Source organism: Shewanella sp. SM20 (assembly GCF_025654545.1).
GTDB classification, from domain to species: domain Bacteria; phylum Pseudomonadota; class Gammaproteobacteria; order Enterobacterales; family Shewanellaceae; genus Shewanella; species Shewanella oncorhynchi.
In genome coordinates this window covers 14,763-30,490 of sequence record NZ_JAKKRK010000015.1, presented here as the reverse complement: position 1 = coordinate 30,490, position 15,728 = coordinate 14,763, and the positions used below count along the sequence as shown (strand labels likewise).

General features: G+C 46.9%; 13 protein-coding genes. 10 read left to right on the top strand and 3 right to left on the bottom strand.

Annotated elements, in window-relative coordinates; translation table 11 throughout:
* Positions 1-63: 63 nt before the first annotated feature.
* Entirely contained in the window at positions 64-2,853 is a 2,790-nt protein-coding gene (locus L5M18_RS08280; RefSeq protein ID WP_263184860.1) for an insulinase family protein, read from the bottom strand.
* 168 nt (positions 2,854-3,021) lie between these two features.
* Here L5M18_RS08280 and sixA point away from each other — a divergent pair, with 168 nt between their 5' ends.
* Positions 3,022-3,492: a phosphohistidine phosphatase SixA gene (gene sixA / locus L5M18_RS08275; protein ID WP_028761045.1), complete on the top strand. Its 471-nt coding sequence runs from the start codon at positions 3,022-3,024 to the stop codon at positions 3,490-3,492.
* Positions 3,493-3,592: 100 nt separating this feature from the next.
* On the opposite strand, the gene smrB is transcribed toward sixA, so the two are convergent.
* A complete protein-coding gene (smrB, locus tag L5M18_RS08270; protein WP_105252090.1) occupies positions 3,593-4,123 on the bottom strand; it encodes an endonuclease SmrB in 531 nt (176 codons plus the stop codon).
* A gap of 80 nt (positions 4,124-4,203) precedes the next feature.
* Between smrB and prmB the strand changes: the two genes are divergently transcribed.
* The 6 genes from prmB (at position 4,204) to L5M18_RS08240 (ending at position 9,898) form a co-directional block, all read left to right on the top strand.
* Positions 4,204-5,148, top strand: coding sequence for a 50S ribosomal protein L3 N(5)-glutamine methyltransferase (gene prmB, locus L5M18_RS08265; protein WP_011788895.1), 945 nt, complete (start codon positions 4,204-4,206; stop codon positions 5,146-5,148).
* A 124-nt stretch (positions 5,149-5,272) separates the two neighbouring features.
* Entirely contained in the window at positions 5,273-6,367 is a 1,095-nt protein-coding gene (aroC, locus tag L5M18_RS08260; RefSeq protein ID WP_263196533.1) for a chorismate synthase, read from the top strand.
* A 66-nt stretch (positions 6,368-6,433) separates the two neighbouring features.
* The gene (locus L5M18_RS08255; protein ID WP_263146205.1) at positions 6,434-7,609 is read left to right on the top strand and encodes an MFS transporter; all 1,176 of its coding nucleotides are present in this window, start codon (positions 6,434-6,436) and stop codon (positions 7,607-7,609) included.
* A 58-nt stretch (positions 7,610-7,667) separates the two neighbouring features.
* A complete protein-coding gene (locus L5M18_RS08250) occupies positions 7,668-8,846 on the top strand; it encodes an ATP-NAD kinase family protein (RefSeq protein WP_263196531.1) in 1,179 nt (392 codons plus the stop codon).
* 4 nt (positions 8,847-8,850) lie between these two features.
* Entirely contained in the window at positions 8,851-9,135 is a 285-nt protein-coding gene (locus L5M18_RS08245; RefSeq protein ID WP_263192192.1) for a YfcL family protein, read from the top strand.
* Positions 9,125-9,898: an RNA methyltransferase gene (locus L5M18_RS08240; protein ID WP_263196529.1), complete on the top strand. Its 774-nt coding sequence runs from the start codon at positions 9,125-9,127 to the stop codon at positions 9,896-9,898. The genes L5M18_RS08245 and L5M18_RS08240 overlap by 11 nt, the downstream gene beginning before the upstream one ends.
* A gap of 95 nt (positions 9,899-9,993) precedes the next feature.
* Here L5M18_RS08240 and mnmC read toward each other — a convergent pair whose 3' ends face one another.
* Entirely contained in the window at positions 9,994-12,036 is a 2,043-nt protein-coding gene (gene mnmC / locus L5M18_RS08235; protein WP_263196527.1) for an FAD-dependent 5-carboxymethylaminomethyl-2-thiouridine(34) oxidoreductase MnmC, read from the bottom strand.
* 138 nt (positions 12,037-12,174) lie between these two features.
* On the opposite strand from mnmC, the gene fabB reads away from it, so the two are divergent.
* The 3 genes from fabB (at position 12,175) to L5M18_RS08220 (ending at position 15,695) form a co-directional block, all read left to right on the top strand.
* Positions 12,175-13,386 (top strand): beta-ketoacyl-ACP synthase I, encoded by a 1,212-nt coding sequence (fabB, locus tag L5M18_RS08230; protein ID WP_168824238.1) that lies wholly within the window; start codon positions 12,175-12,177, stop codon positions 13,384-13,386.
* A gap of 159 nt (positions 13,387-13,545) precedes the next feature.
* Positions 13,546-14,676 carry a 4-phosphoerythronate dehydrogenase gene (locus L5M18_RS08225; RefSeq protein WP_263196525.1) on the top strand — a complete coding sequence of 377 codons (1,131 nt, stop codon included), beginning with the start codon at positions 13,546-13,548 and terminating at the stop codon, positions 14,674-14,676.
* Positions 14,677-14,678: 2 nt separating this feature from the next.
* Positions 14,679-15,695 (top strand): aspartate-semialdehyde dehydrogenase, encoded by a 1,017-nt coding sequence (locus L5M18_RS08220; protein ID WP_106650935.1) that lies wholly within the window; start codon positions 14,679-14,681, stop codon positions 15,693-15,695.
* The last annotated feature ends 33 nt before the right edge of the window (positions 15,696-15,728 follow it).

The following is a 15,728-nucleotide window of genomic DNA, read 5'->3' as shown; positions in this document are numbered from 1 at the left end:
TGTAGCGGTTCTGTTTGTTTACCTAACTTTGCTCACAAATGTGTGAGCAAAAGTGTTTTTTGTTTAGAAATTAAACTTTTCTGCCGTTTGCTTAAAAACTTTAAGATCCGTGATCATTTTGTCTGACATCAGCGCGGCTTGGGTTCTGTGTTGTTCACCTGTGCTAAATAACACTAAGCGATCGCTGTGCTTAGTACGCATTTTACGCATCATGAATTTGAGTAAATCAGTGCGGGTGAGCTTAGTGATTTCGTCTACGACGAGTTCTCTTTGGTTAAATTGATAATCTCTATTGCCGACACTGACCCAATAACGTTGACTGCGAGTTTTGAGGTTCGCGTCGTGCTCCATGATTTGATTAATCAGACCTACCTTTGTGCTTTCCCATTCTTCGTTGGTGATTTGCATCACTGCATAATTAAAGTCGGCAATAAACTCATCGATGGCCTCTAATAAATGCAGTGGTCCAGTTGTGGGTGACTGAATATAGAAAATAAGTCCAGGATGACGATTGAGCGGCAGGTAACCTGTGCCTACCATATAGCCCAACTGTTTTTCAGTACGCAGCTCATGGAAAAAGGTGGACGACATAGTGTGATTCAGTAAGCTAAATAGCGCCATTTTTTCGGGTGTTGCCACGGCAGATTGGTAATACACAATAATTGCGCTATCTTGATGATCTATCGCGAGTTCTCTCAGTAACGTGCCTTGGCCTGTTAAATTCACTAATTCTCTGGTGGACTCGGCGCTCGGCGTCGAAACTAAGGATAAAATGTGCTCTAAACGTTTGCCGAGAGCTTGTGCTTCAGAGACTAGCCAATCCCCGTAGACTAACCCTTCAAGATAGATCTTTTCGTAGAAGGCGCGTACATGGTTATGTAAATCTTCTAGGCTAATATCTTCCAACATTTGAGCCATGCGTGCTGGTTCATAACTGCTTTTTTGCAGCGTAACAGTCAGGCTAGTAAATAATTGTGAAATCGGTTTAGCCTGTGTTTGATTCTGCCAACTGCGCAGTAGCTGAGATTTTATGAGGGCAAAGCGCTCTTCGGTAAAATTGCGCTCTCTGGCTTTATGGATTAATAGCGCTAATAACGTTTCTTGATTGCCGGTAAAGCCCGATAAATGCAGTGTAATTCCGCCTTGATGCGGATAAATGTTATAGCTTAAGCCTGCAACTTCAGCCTGATAGGTTGGCTCGGTGAGATAATCGAGTAGCATTTCAACATATAAGCGGGTGAGGGCGGCATGCCTTGGTGTTTTACTTGCCTGCTCTGAATCCAGCGATAAATACATGTGACCCTTTGGCACATTAAACTCATCATCTTTCTTATGCCAAATGCGGTATCCAGTTGATTCTGCAACTATCACTGGCACGTCAACATCGCTCTTATCCGGACGGGCAATCGAGTCGGCGACAATAAAAGGATTTGCAGCCGGTAGCTGTAATTCAGGGCGAATATTGTTCACTTGCCAACGAGCGAGGGACTGTGGCGCAATTGGGCGGACTTTGTACGGTGTGTGATACCAGTTAGCTTTACGATCCGTTTTAACCGATTGGGCGATAAGCTGCAGACGCATATTCTGTGGCACCATGAGCTCAAGTAGCTCAATGGTTTCAGGGATATCTAGCCCATCCATCCGATAATCGCCAAAGACCAAGTCTTCGACCTCATAGTGATGCATATTAATGCTGAGATGGCTGGCTAAATCGAGTGATTTAACTTGTTCTTGATAACGAAACGCCATTTTGAGCAGGTTTGCACGCTCCAAATAACGCCATTCATCTAAGCCTTGGGTTTTGATAAGTTCAATATACTCAAAACAGCAGCTGATAATTTCATCGAGATTGCCTAGCCCTTTATCGGTTAACTGTAAACCGATACTGTAATCCTTGAAGTTATAGCCATTTACACCGCCGCCCGCAGACAAGTTGTTCACTAATCCTTGTTCTTTTAGATACGACAACAGACTGCCATGACTCTCATTGCCTAAAATATGGCTGATATAAGTCAAAGGCTTACGTTTGTAGTAGTGATCAATTCCTGGGAAATTAAAACTGATGCTTAAGCGTTTTTGCTCCTTAAGCGGCACAATATCGATTTGCCTCAACAGTTCTTTTTCTGAAAATAGTGGTACTTGAGGATAGTTTTTCACTAAGTTCAAGTTTCGGATCCCACTAAAATAGTGGCAGGCTAAATCTTGTAATTCATCAAGGGAAAGCGGAGCGACTAAGCACAAGGTCATTAAATTGGCGCTGTAATGGCTTTGATAGAAATCGAGTAATTCACTACGTACTTGTGCCTGTTCTCCGCCTAAGGTGACTAAGTTACCTACGGAAAATTTCGAAAATGGATGCAGTGGGTTGACTGTCTCTTTGAGTACTTGATAGGTTCGACGGATATCATCTTTCAGTTTTAAACTAAATTCAGATTCAATAGCTTGGCGTTCTCTATCGACTAAATCTAAATCAAATTTGGGGGCGATAAAAAATTGGCTGAATCTGTCTAAGGAGTCGGCAAACACTTCTTCATTGATGGTGAAAAAGAAGTTAGTGTGCTCTGTGCCCGTCCAAGCGTTATTGCTGCCGCCATGTTGGTTGATAAAGGCGTGATACTCGCCTGAGTCTGGGAATTTCTCAGTACCTAGAAAGAGCATATGCTCTAAAAAGTGCGCCATGCCGGGTCTATCTGCGGGATCATCAAAATGACCCACGCCAACAGCCATAGATGCGGCAGCTTGGCTAGCATCTTGATCTTCAACCAATAACACCCTGAGCGCATTATCTAATACAAGATAACGATACTGGCGGTGATCATTTGGACTTTTATATATGGACTGAGAGGCTTGCAAAGAGACACTCCGGTAACGATAGCTTGTTATATATTGATAGTCTTAATGGTTTTTAGCAAATATCTCTTGTGTTTATCGACTAAAGATTAAGTCTTGTGAGGTTTGTTGAAACGGATTTTAGGGCTACAATTGGGATAAAACAAAAACAAGTTTGAGTCGCGAGAGAATATGCAGCTATTTTTGATGAGACATGGTGACGCCGGATTTAATGCTCAGTCTGATAGAGACAGAACACTGACCGATGTTGGAAGGCACCATACTGTGTTGATGAGCAACTGGCTAGCTCGCAGTGTGGCTGATTTCGATCTTGTTTTAGTTAGTCCTTACTTACGAGCACAGCAAACGTGGCAGGAACTGAGTCAGCATTTTCCTGAGCCGCGTAAGTGGCTAGTCGCCGATGATCTTGTGCCTTCTGGCGATCCCGCCAATGTAGCCGCCTTGGTTGTTGCTTATGCTGAGTTATACAAAGCGGATAAAGTACTCGTGATTGCTCACATGCCGTTACTGGGCTACTTAGTCAGTGAGTTAGTGGCTGGCGTTGAGCCGCCATTATTCGCGACGTCAGGCATTACGCTCATTGATAAACATGCCGAGCAAGCGTCGATTGTATGGCAGCACGCCCCCCATAGTATTAGCTAATCTAGGTTAATATCTCTATTTACAAAACAAACGGCCCACATTAAATGGGCCGTTTTTTTTCAGCTAAATAGTAAATGTTAAAGCCTAAGCCGATAGCGAGCTAACGTCTATGCGGTTGCTCACCAATATCAATCAGCACTAATAACGCCGCATCGCCGCCCCATTCTTTAGGGGCCTGATGGAAAGCCTTCACCATAGGATGCTGCACTAACCACATGGGAACTTGTTGTTTCAATATGCCACTGCCGTAACCATGCATAATGCAGCAGCACAGGCTTTGCTGTTTAACGCAGGCTTGGATCAGTGCCGCTAACTCAAGTTTGGCTTCCGATTGGCGATAGCCGTGCAAATCCAGCAGCAAATCTGGCTGGTAATCCCCACGTCTGAGGCGCTTGAGCTCTAAACTGTCAACACCTTCTTCTAACCAACGCATCGGCCCTTGTACAGGCAGTAGTGGCTGATAAGTATCTGAGAAATAACTGTTAGCATGCAGTTGCTGCTCTTTCAGTTCTATTTCCTGTTTGGTTTTTAAGGGCATGCGAAAGTGTCGCTTATTTTGCGTGATGGGTTTAATTCCATCAATAAGCGCTGAGAACATCGCCAAGCCTTCTTTGTCGTCGTCTTTATTCATGGCGGGTATTCTATTGAATCCTATGGTTTCTGAATAGAGTTCAGTTACAATGTTTGCGAACAAACTAGCGGGAGCACGTTTTGGATAAGATCTTTGTAGATGAAGCTGTGACAGAATTACGTACTATTGGCGATATGTTACGTTGGGCCGTGAGCCGTTTTAACGATGCCAATGTGTATTATGGTCATGGTACTGATAATGCGTGGGATGAAGCCATCGCCTTAGTTTTCCATGCCTTACACTTACCCGAAGAAATCGGTCAGCAAGTGATTTTAAGTAACTTGACCAGCAGTGAAAAGCATAAAATTGTCGAGTTGATCATTCGTCGGGTGAGAGAACGCTTACCTGTGCCTTACTTGACCAACAAAGCGCGTTTTGCTGGGCTTGAATTTTACGTCGATGAGCGCGTGTTAGTGCCACGTTCACCGATTGCCGAAATGATCGCTAATCGTTTTAGCCCTTGGTTATATAACAAGCCAGTTACACGTATTTTAGATTTATGTACTGGCAGCGCTTGTATCGCGATTGCCTGTGCCTATGAATTTGAAGACGCCGAAGTCGATGCGCTGGATATCAGCGAAGATGCCTTAGATGTGGCGCAAATCAATATCGAAACCTTAGGTGTGATGGACAGAGTATTCCCGATGCAATCGGATCTGTTTTCGGCCATTCCAGAAGGGCCTCAGTATGATTTGATTGTTTCAAACCCACCTTATGTGGATGCTGAAGACATTGGCGACATGCCTGATGAATATCATCATGAGCCTGCCATTGGTTTAGCCTCAGGTCGCGACGGGTTAGATTTAACCAAACGTATACTGGCCAATGCCGCGCAATACCTAACACCAACGGGTTTACTCGTTGTCGAAGTCGGTAATTCTATGGTGCATTTGATTGAGCAGTTTCCAGAAGTGCCATTCACTTGGATTAACTTTGAAAATGGTGGCGATGGCGTATTCGTATTGACCCGCGATCAACTGGTTGAAAATCAGTCGGTATTTGGTATTTATCGCGACGCACAATAGCCTAAGATAGCAAATTAGGTTGAGACTTTTCCCGCTGCCAGTTAGGCTTGCAGCGGGAAAATAAATTGTCCAGTGGTCGCTGGACACGGAGCGATGAACAAATAACCTAAGGTGTACAAAGCGGATGTCTGGAAACAGTATTGGTCAAAATTTTGTAGTGACGACGTTTGGTGAGAGTCACGGTGTTGCACTGGGTTGCATTATTGATGGTTGCCCTCCTGGGCTTGAATTAACCGAAGCCGATATGCAGCATGATCTTGACCGCCGTCGCCCAGGGACATCCCGATATACCACGGCCCGTCGTGAGCCCGATGAAGTGCGGATTTTATCCGGCGTTTTCGAAGGTAAAACCACGGGTACCTCGATTGGACTCTTGATTGAAAATACCGATCAACGCAGTCAAGATTACTCTAATATCAAAGATTTATTCCGTCCAGGACATGCCGATTATACCTACCAGCAAAAGTACGGTATGCGTGACTACCGTGGTGGTGGCCGCTCATCAGCCCGTGAAACCGCGATGCGGGTTGCGGCGGGTGCTGTGGCGAAAAAGTATTTAAAGCAAGTTCACGGTATCGAGATCTACGGTTATATGTCGCAGTTGGGACCTATTTGTGCGCAGACCATTGATTTTGACCAAATTGAGCAAAATGCCTTTTTCTTCCCCGATGCAAGCAAGCTTGAAGCGCTCGATGAATACATGCGTGAGCTGAAAAAATCCGGTGACTCGATTGGCGCGAAAATCTCCGTTATCGCGACAGGTGTGCCAGTGGGTTTAGGTGAGCCAGTATTTGATAGACTCGATGCCGATATCGCCCACGCGCTGATGGGTATTAATGCCGTCAAAGGTGTTGAGATTGGTGATGGTTTTGGTGTCGTGACGCAAAAGGGCTCCGAAGGGCGTGACTTAATGTCGCCGCAAGGCTTTGAATCTAACCATGCGGGCGGTGTGCTCGGTGGGATTTCGTCGGGTCAGCCGATTATTGCCCATATTGCGTTAAAACCCACCTCCAGCATCAGCGTGCCAGGTCAAAGTATGACGGCACAAGGTGAAATGGCTGAAGTGGTCACTAAAGGTCGTCACGATCCTTGTGTTGGGATCCGCGCGGTACCGATTGCCGAAGCTATGCTTGCCATTGTGTTGATGGATCACTTGCTAAGACACAGAGCGCAAAATCAGGATGTGCGTAGTCATACGCCAGTGCTTGGTATGCGATAAGTCGCATGAAATAGCTGGTATGCGATAACGATACAATGAGTAGCATGAGATAAATGGAATGCGTTAATGTCAACTTCTTCTAGCACAAGCCGGCAATTGCGCTGGCTTTGTGCCTGCTATTTTTTCTTCTTTTCTATTCTCGGCACTATGGTCCCTTATCTTGGGGTCTTCTTCGAAAATCGCGGTTTTAATCCTCAAGAAATTGGCTTTTTACTCGCCATCCTGATGGCGACGCGCATCGTTGCGCCGAATGTGTGGGCTAAAGTGGCTGACCGTACTGGGATGCGCGCCGAGCTGATCAAAATGGGCGCGGGAGCCGCCGCGCTGGCGTATTTGAGTTTCTTCTACCATGGTGGTTTTGTGTATATGGCGCTGAGTTTGGCCTTATATACCTTCTTTTGGAATGCAATCCTCGCCCAGCTTGAAGTGATCACCTTAGAAACCTTAGGCGAGAATGCCAGCCGCTACGGTCAAATTCGCAGTTGGGGTAGTGTCGGTTATATTTGTCTTGTTGTCGGTGCGGGCTTTGCCATTGGTCAGTGGGGCACTGAGGTGTTGCCTTATATTGGTTTGTCATTATTTATTGGCATGTTAGCCAGTGCGTTGCCATTACCAGCAAATCGTTTAGTGCGCGACACCAGCCAAGTGCGGCCGCCATTGCAATGGAATCGGGCGATTATTTGGTTCTTAGTCTCGGCGATGTTGCTGCAAATGAGCGCGGGACCTTTCTACGGCTTCTTCGTTTTATATTTAAAGCAAGCGGGTTACTCCGAATCCTCGGCGGGCATATTTGTCGCCCTTGGCGCAATGGCCGAGATCGTGATGTTTATGTTCGCGCCGCGTTTACTCGGCCGCTATGGCGTGAATACCTTATTGATTGTCAGCATCGGCATGACTTGTCTACGTTGGTTATTGGTTGCTTTTGGGGTAGATAGCGTGTTGTGGCTTGGTTTTAGCCAATTATTACATGCCTTTACCTTTGGTTTAACCCACGCCGCATCGATTCAATTTGTGCATAAACATTTCGATGCGAGTCACAGAAGCCAAGGTCAAGCCCTGTATGCCAGCTTAAGTTTTGGGGTTGGCGGCGCGCTCGGTACTTGGATTTGTGGCTTTATTTGGGGCGATGGTAGCGGGGCGGTTTGGTCTTGGGTATTTGCCGCAGTATGCGCCTTTGCCGCTATGCTGGCGGTATTCTTTATCCCTAAGGATAAACCGAGTGTTGTAGCCCATACGGCCTAGTCATATCCATTAAGATAAAAAATATAAAAATCAAAAGATTGTGTTAAGTGAGGTAAAGGTGATTCGGTTTCGTTTAGGGTTAGTTGTCAATCCGTTGGCTGGCTTAGGTGGCAGTGTTGGTCTTAAGGGCAGCGATGGCGTTGCCGAAGAAGCGCTCGCCTTAGGCGCTGAACCCAAAGCCGCCTTGCGTATGATGCAGGCCCTCGAGGTTATCCGTGATTATAGTGATGACATTGAAGTCATTACTGCTTCAGGCATCATGGGTGAAGACGCCGCTAAAACACTCGGTTTTACCACGCGAGTGGTGTATCAAACTCCGGATAAAACTCAGGCACTGGATACGCAGGCCGTTGTGCGTGCGCTGCTGGATGAACCGCTGGATTTACTCCTTTTTGCCGGTGGCGATGGCACGGCCCGCGATGTTTACTCCGTATTTGAACAAGCCACTATCGACGACAAACTCCCTGTGCTCGGTGTGCCTGCTGGGGTGAAAATTCATTCCGGCGTTTACGGCATTACGCCCCATGCGTCTGGCATGGTGGTCAAGATGTTACTCGATGGCGAACTTGTCAGTTTGATGTCCGCCGATGTAATGGATATTGATGAAGTGGCTTTTCGCCAAGGCACAGTGCGCGCTAAACGCTTTGGTGAGCTCTTAGTGCCCGCCGAGCCGCGTTATGTGCAAGCGGTGAAGATGGGCGGTAAGGAAGTCGATGAACTCGTGCTGGCCGATATCGCCGCCGATGTGATCAATCAAATGGAAGATGAACTGTACATCATGGGCTCTGGCAGTACGGTTGCCTTTGTGATGGAAGAGTTAGGCCTCGATAATACCCTGCTCGGTGTTGATCTTATTCAAAATAAAAGTTTAGTCGGCAGTGACTTAACCGCGAACAAATTACTCGAACTGACCCAAGATAAGCCGACTAGGTTGGTGATCACTCTGATTGGCGGTCAAGGCCATATCTTAGGGCGCGGTAATCAACAATTGTCGCCCGAGCTCATTCGGCGCATCGGAAAAGACAATATTATTATCCTTGCCACAAAAACTAAGCTAAAAGCACTTGATGGACGACCACTAATTGTGGATAGTGGCGACCCTAAATTAGATAGCGAGCTTGGCGGCTATTATAAAGTGACGACGGGCTACCATGATTACGTCATGTATCAGGTGGCCAATCCAGATTTATTGGTCGCAGCAGATGTGTCGGCCAATCTAGTATTAATGGAGAGTTAGACCCATGTTAGAGCATTACGAAGACGCATTAGAACAGTGGATCGCCAGCGTTGTTAGCCATGGTGATGACGATGCTTTGTTTGCCTGTGGCTATTTACAGGGCCATGTGGCCGTAGTGTTGTCCCAATTGGAAGCGCAGGGTGAAACGGATCTTGATGCGTTAATGCTAAAAATGACCGACTGTCTAGCACTCGCGCGCCAAGAATTAAATGATGCCGATTATGCCTTGGTTGAACAAGCATGGACACAGCTGCAGGCAAAGATTATAGGCGAATTGGATGTTGCCTAGCGTTATGCCTATGACTGACAACGAGCAAGTGACTAATACCGAAGTAACGAGTGTAGAAATGCCGAGTGCTGAATTAGCCTGTGAGCAAACGCTCGATGCTAGCGCGGTATTTATCGGTTTAGTGAATCCTAAAACGCCCGTTAACGTCGGTGGCATTATGCGCGCATCGGGTTGTTATGGCGTCGATGGCGTATTTTACACTGGCAGGCGCTACGAGTTAGCCGCGCGTTCAGGCGCAGTGCAATACCATGTTGATACTAAAGATGCTGGCGAGCGCATTCCGCTCACGGGCGTCACTTCATTGTTAGCCGCGATTCCGGCGGACACTCAGCTTATCTGTGTCGATTTGGTGGTGGGCGCAACGCCACTGCCGGATTTTGTTCATCCCGCGAAAGCCTTTTATGTGTTTGGTCCTGAAGATGGCACCATTGGCCAAGAGATTATCGATAAAGCCGATGCCGTAGTGTATGTGCCTACGGTCGGGTGTATGAATCTTGCGGCTTCGGTCAATGTGTTGCTATACGACAGATTGGCTAAATCCCACCGTGAGGCTGCAAGCCTGACATCGAGCCTAGCATCTGGTCTACCTTCGAACTTAAGCGGCGATGCGCTCATCCGTCAGAGTCGTGATAACAACAATCGTACTCGGGTGAAAGGGCCCAGAGCGCCGCGAAAACCTCGACATGTTGAATCCAGTAGTGTCGGGTCTAGCAGCCTTGAACCTAGCAGCAGTGATAACACTATTGTTGTTACTGCAGCTTAAGTGGTTTACAAAAAACATTTAAAAAAGGGATTAAGTCATGGCTTAATCCCTTTTTTATAGCGCTCAAAAACGTTATTTTTCTAGCGATTGATTGCCTAGAGCGCTTTGCCCTTGAGTAACTTTCGCAGCCACATACGATTGGGGTTGAGTTTACACAGAGTCGCTTTATCGAGTGGTATTGGTTCGCCGCAAAGCTGCGCCGCGAGACATTCGGCGGCCAGTGGCCCAGAACTTAACCCCCGTGAGCCTAACCCGCCAAGAATATACAGCCCTTGATGCACGGGTGCTGGCGTGGTTTGCCAGTAGCGGCGACTTTCTTTCGTGAGCTGATGCTCTGCATAATCCTTAATAATTTTTGGCACATCGGGCGCGCAGCCCATCATAGGGAAATGATCCCGCGTGACCATACGCACGCCAACACGGGCATTGTTGCCACTCATGTCGATATCTTCAAGCCAAGACTGATTAGGATAACTCTCGTGCATTTTGGCGAGGTTTTCTTGCTGCTCCAGCGGGCAAAAATCTAAATGCTTAGGTTCTTTAACGTAACTCGCGCCAAGGCAGTGGAGTCCTTCGTGACTCGGGGTCAAATAACCGTTTGCGCACAGCACTGTCGCGAGTTGACTCAATTGAAATTGAGCGGGTACATGGCTGACTTGGCCGCGAAAAGGGCTAATTTGTAATTTGTTGCTGGCATCAAATTGCGTGAGCGCTGCGCCATTGGCGAGCACAAGTTGTGCAAAGGGGCCAAAGCGATGCTTCGCGGTGATTAAATACCAACCTTCACTTTGATACTCAATTTCAAGGATCTCAGTCTCCAAATGGAGTTTGACCTCAGAAAGCTGCTGCGCTTTTTGTAGTGCGGCTTCGGCATATTCGTAGGGACAAACCCAGCCAGCCAGCGGATAGAAAAAGCCTGATTTGTCGATATTAATGTTCGCAAGAGAATTGGCCAGTTTCGCATCGACTCGATAGGCAATTTCACTTGGCCAGTTCTGGCTTTGAATAATTTTATCGAGTCGTAATTGGCTGCGTTCATCGTGGGCAGTTTGCAATACCCCGCAAAAATCATGGGAAATCGGCGTTTGATTTGGGGCGGGGACAGATGTCAGCGCCTGTACTCGACGGCGGCTAAATAAAAATGCCTGCTGGAAGAAGCGGCTTAATTCATCATTTTCCGGTGTCAGCAGCGGATAAATCGCTCCTTGGCGGTTGCCCGAAGCGCCTTGGCCAAGCTTGGCATCTTTACAAAAGAGCTGCGTACTTTGGCCGCGTTCCGCCAAAGACAGTGCCAAATGCGCCGAGGCTAACCCGCCGCCTATGATGGCAATCGAGCTGGGCGCGTCCGAGGGTAAGATTGCAGCCATAGGATTAAAGGCATAGGCTTTAGCATCTTGCTGGCGTAAGACGTGGCGCTCGTGTAACCAAATGGCATCAGGCTGATGGTTTGTCTGTATTTCAGCGCAGGTAAAATCCCTCTCCTCAAAGCCGCAGGCTTGGAAACGGCTCACAGGTGTTTCGCTTAGTCCGCTTGATTCGTTTAATCCAATAGTTGCAACAGTGGCGCCATCGTCACTGAGTTTTGCCATCTGCCAATGGATCTGCTGATTTAACCCATTTTGTAGATGGGGCAATACCAGCCAGTGCTGAACGGGGTGACGCGGAGAATGGATGAGTGAACTGAGCTGGGATTGAATATCACCAAAGTGCAGGTCGATTGTGGTACGACCGTCATCAAAAATTAATCTCTGGCAACCTATAATAGCCGTAGGCTCTGTATGAAGTAAGCGTTGGGCAAGTGGCTCAAGTTCAGGCACTTTGGTTAAACTGGCGGATTGATCCCAAAGTAATTTAAGTTCGTACGCATTAATCGGATTGGGTTCGAATACGTTAAGGAGTAATCGTTGGTTAGGGTTCGTCTGAATGCGCCACCAAGATAAGAGTTCAAGCCCGTTGCCTAAACCCATTTGCCCTAATACTAAGAGTTTTTGCTGTGAATGAGCCTCAAATACCCGCTGCTGATAAATGCTCAATTTGCTGAGATAGTGTGCATCAGTGTGAGCTGTTGCGGGATAAAGGTTGATTAATTGCGGGTAATCGCGCTTAATTTGGCAAGGTTTATTGGGCTCTGCAGTCAAAGAAATTTACTCTCGGTCTCATAATTGGCATTATTTTACTCGCCTTTATGGAAAGCTGACCACTTAATTGAGTCAAAACAGATACTATTGGCTCAGCGAAAAGTAGGTACTGACATGTACACAATGGATAGCAATAAAATGAAAAGAGTCGTGATCACCGGAATGGGTGTTGTTTCAAGTATCGGTAATAACAAGCAAGAAGTGACCGAGTCACTGAAAGCGGGCCGCAGTGGTATTACGCATTCAGCTCAGTTTGAAGAGATGCAATTACGTAGCCATGTATGGGGTGACATCAAGTTAAACCCTGCTGAGCATATCGATCGTAAGGCATTGCGTTTTATGGGTGATGCGGCAGCTTATGCCTACATTGCTATGCAAGAAGCGGTTGCCGATGCCAATTTAACTGAAGAACAGTATTCAGATCCGCGCGTAGGTTTGATTGTGGGTACAGGCGGCGCATCATCGTCTAACCAAGTACAATCTGCCGATACATTGCGTGAAAAAGGCGTTAAACGCGTAGGTCCGTATATTGTGCCTCGCATCATGTCGAGCACGGCCAGCGCTTGTTTAGCAACGCCATTTAAAATTAAAGGCATGAATTATTCTATCAGTTCAGCCTGTGCAACTAGCGCCCACTGTATTGGTCACGCCGTTGAACTTATCCAAATGGGTAAGCAAGACATGGTGTTTGCCGGTGGTGCTGAAGAAGTGGATTGGACACTGACCATGGGCTTCGACGCTATGGGTGCACTGTCAACTAAGTACAATGCCACACCCGAAAAAGCCTCTCGTACCTATGATGCAGACCGTGATGGTTTTGTGATTTCTGGCGGCGGCGGTATTTTAGTGGTTGAAGAGTTAGAGCATGCTCTGGCTCGCGGCGCAAAAATTTACGCTGAAGTGATTGGTTATGGCGCGTCTTCAGACGGTTATGACATGGTGGCGCCATCGGGTGAAGGCGCTGTGCGTTGTATGCAAATGGCGATGATGGATGTCGATACCCCAATCGATTACATCAATACTCACGGCACTTCAACGCCAGTGGGCGACGTGCGTGAATTAGAAGCGCTACGTGAAGTTTTCAAAGACAAGTGCCCACCGATTGCATCGACTAAGTCTATGACAGGTCATGCATTAGGCGCCGCAGGCGTACATGAAGCGATTTACAGCTTAATCATGATGGAAAACAGCTTTATTGCCCCAAGCATCAATATCGAAAATCTGGACGAAGCGGCGAAAGATATGCCTATCGTGCGTGAATATCGCGATGCTGAGCTGACTACTGTCATGAGTAACAGCTTTGGTTTTGGCGGTACAAACGCCACGCTAGTGATGCGTAAATTCAAATAAATTTGTTTATCAAACGCGATAGAAGGGAAGCTTAGGCTTCCCTTTTTTATGGGCGTTTTTTGTAAACCTGTTGCATCGACAAGGATTTATCCCATTAGTCTTGTTAGAATACCGAGCATCTTGATGCCTTCCATTCCCACTTTTTTAGATCAGGTGCCCATGAAGATTTTAGTCGATGAAAATATGCCCTATGTTGAACCGCTATTTGGCGATCTCGGGGAAATTATTCCTGTTAATGGCCGCACGTTAACCGCAGCGCAAGTGCGCGATGCCGATGTGTTATTAGTGCGCTCAGTCACCAAAGTGAATGCCGAGTTGCTCTCGGACAATCATCAACTGAAGTTTGTCGGCAGTGCCACTATAGGCACAGATCATGTGGATTTAGCCTACCTTGCCGAGCGTAATATCCCCTTCTCTAATGCGCCAGGTTGCAATGCGACTGCGGTTGGGGAATTTGCTTTTATCGCTATGCTGGAGCTAGCACAGCGGTTTGATTCGCCGCTTAAGGGCAAGGTCGTCGGCATAGTGGGCGCGGGTAATACCGGTACTGCAACAGCAAAATGTTTGCAAGCCTACGGTATTAGCGTGTTGCTTAATGATCCCATCAAAGAGAAACAGGGCGATCCGCGCAGTTTTGTGAGCTTAGAAACTATCATGGCGCAGGCCGATATCATCAGTTTGCATGTGCCCATCACGCGCACGGGCGAGCATAAAACCAAACATTTGTTCGATGAGGTGCGCTTAAAGGCGCTTAAACCCAATACATGGTTAGTGAATTGCTGCCGCGGTGATGTGATAGATAACAAAGCACTTGTCAGAGTTAAACGCCAGCGTGATGATCTCAAACTTGTACTCGATGTGTGGGAAGGCGAGCCAACACCGATGCCTGAACTCGTACCACTGGCTGAATTTGCCACGCCGCATATTGCAGGTTACAGCTTAGAAGGTAAGGCGCGTGGCACTTTTATGCTCTATCAAAAGCTGTGTCAGTTACTTAATATTACTGCCGATAAAAGTCTGCTGGATCTCTTGCCAAGCTTTAACATTAAGGCGGTCGAACTTGCGACCGCGCCGAATGAAAAAGCGTTATTACAGCTCGCGCGTTTTGTCTATGATTTGCGCGATGATGACAAGATGTTCAGAAATACATTCTTAAATGAGAATGGCTTCGACACTATGAGAAAAAATCACCAACATAGACGCGAATTTAGTGCATTGGCGCTGGCTTATGACGGTCAATCTGAGGTAGATTGGTTGTCCAATTTAGGTTTTTCAGGAGTCGGTCAGTAGCTATGTCACAGGAATTTAATGTTGTCGTTTTAGGTGCATCGGGCGCAGTGGGTCAAACTATGATAGAGATCCTCGAAGAGCGTAATTTCCCGGTTGCCAATTTGTACCCTTTAGCCAGTAGCCGCAGCGCCGGTGAAACGGTCAGCTTTCATGGCAAACAAATTACCATTCTCGACGTAGAAACCTTCGATTGGACCCAAGCTCAAATTGGTTTCTTCTCTGCAGGTGGTGATGTTTCCGCCAAATGGGCACCGATTGCCGCTGAAGCAGGCTGTGTTGTGATTGATAACACCTCTCACTTTAGATACGACATCGATATTCCTTTGGTCGTACCCGAAGTGAATCCGCATGCTATCGCCGATTTCCGCAATCGCAATATCATCGCTAATCCAAATTGCTCAACCATTCAAATGCTAGTGGCGCTTAAGCCTATTTATGATGCCTATGGTATCAGCCGCATTAATGTGGCAACGTACCAGTCGGTATCGGGTACAGGTAAAAAAGCCATTGAAGAGTTAGCGCATCAGTGTACTAAACTGCTGCAAGGTTTGCCTGCTGACGCTGAAGTTTATCCAAAGCAAATTGCTTTTAACGTATTGCCGCAAATCGATAAATTTATGGATAACGGCTATACCAAAGAAGAAATGAAAATGGTCTGGGAAACCCAGAAGATTTTCGGTGACGATGAGATTTTAGTGAATGCAACCGCCGTACGTGTACCTGTGTTTTATGGTCACTCGGAAGCCATTAATATCGAAACTCGTCAGCCTGTCGATGCCGAAGACGTTAAAGCTTTACTGCGTAATGCCGAAGGAGTGGTATTGTTTGAGTCAGATGATGACTATCCAACTGCTGTAACCGATGGTGCTGGTACCGATCCGGTTTATGTGGGTCGCATTCGTAAGGATATTTCTCATTCTCACGGGATTAACTTGTGGGTTGTGTCAGACAATATTCGTAAAGGCGCAGCCTTGAACAGTGTGCAAATTGCCGAGATCTTAGTGAGAGATTATTACTAAGCATTAGATTGCATTTGATGCCCATTGAAAAGC

What these genes read in the sequence shown, in the direction of transcription:
- L5M18_RS08255 (WP_263146205.1), top strand. Translation starts at nt 6,434, where the DNA reads ATGTCAACTTCTTCTAGCACAAGCCGGCAATTGCGCTGGCTTTGTGCC.
- L5M18_RS08220 (WP_106650935.1), top strand. Translation starts at nt 14,679, where the DNA reads ATGTCACAGGAATTTAATGTTGTCGTTTTAGGTGCATCGGGCGCAGTG.
- smrB (WP_105252090.1), bottom strand. Translation starts at nt 4,123, where the DNA reads ATGAATAAAGACGACGACAAAGAAGGCTTGGCGATGTTCTCAGCGCTT.
- sixA (WP_028761045.1), top strand. Translation starts at nt 3,022, where the DNA reads ATGCAGCTATTTTTGATGAGACATGGTGACGCCGGATTTAATGCTCAG.
- aroC (WP_263196533.1), top strand. Translation starts at nt 5,273, where the DNA reads ATGTCTGGAAACAGTATTGGTCAAAATTTTGTAGTGACGACGTTTGGT.
- L5M18_RS08240 (WP_263196529.1), top strand. Translation starts at nt 9,125, where the DNA reads ATGTTGCCTAGCGTTATGCCTATGACTGACAACGAGCAAGTGACTAAT.
- L5M18_RS08225 (WP_263196525.1), top strand. Translation starts at nt 13,546, where the DNA reads ATGAAGATTTTAGTCGATGAAAATATGCCCTATGTTGAACCGCTATTT.
- L5M18_RS08245 (WP_263192192.1), top strand. Translation starts at nt 8,851, where the DNA reads ATGTTAGAGCATTACGAAGACGCATTAGAACAGTGGATCGCCAGCGTT.
- fabB (WP_168824238.1), top strand. Translation starts at nt 12,175, where the DNA reads ATGAAAAGAGTCGTGATCACCGGAATGGGTGTTGTTTCAAGTATCGGT.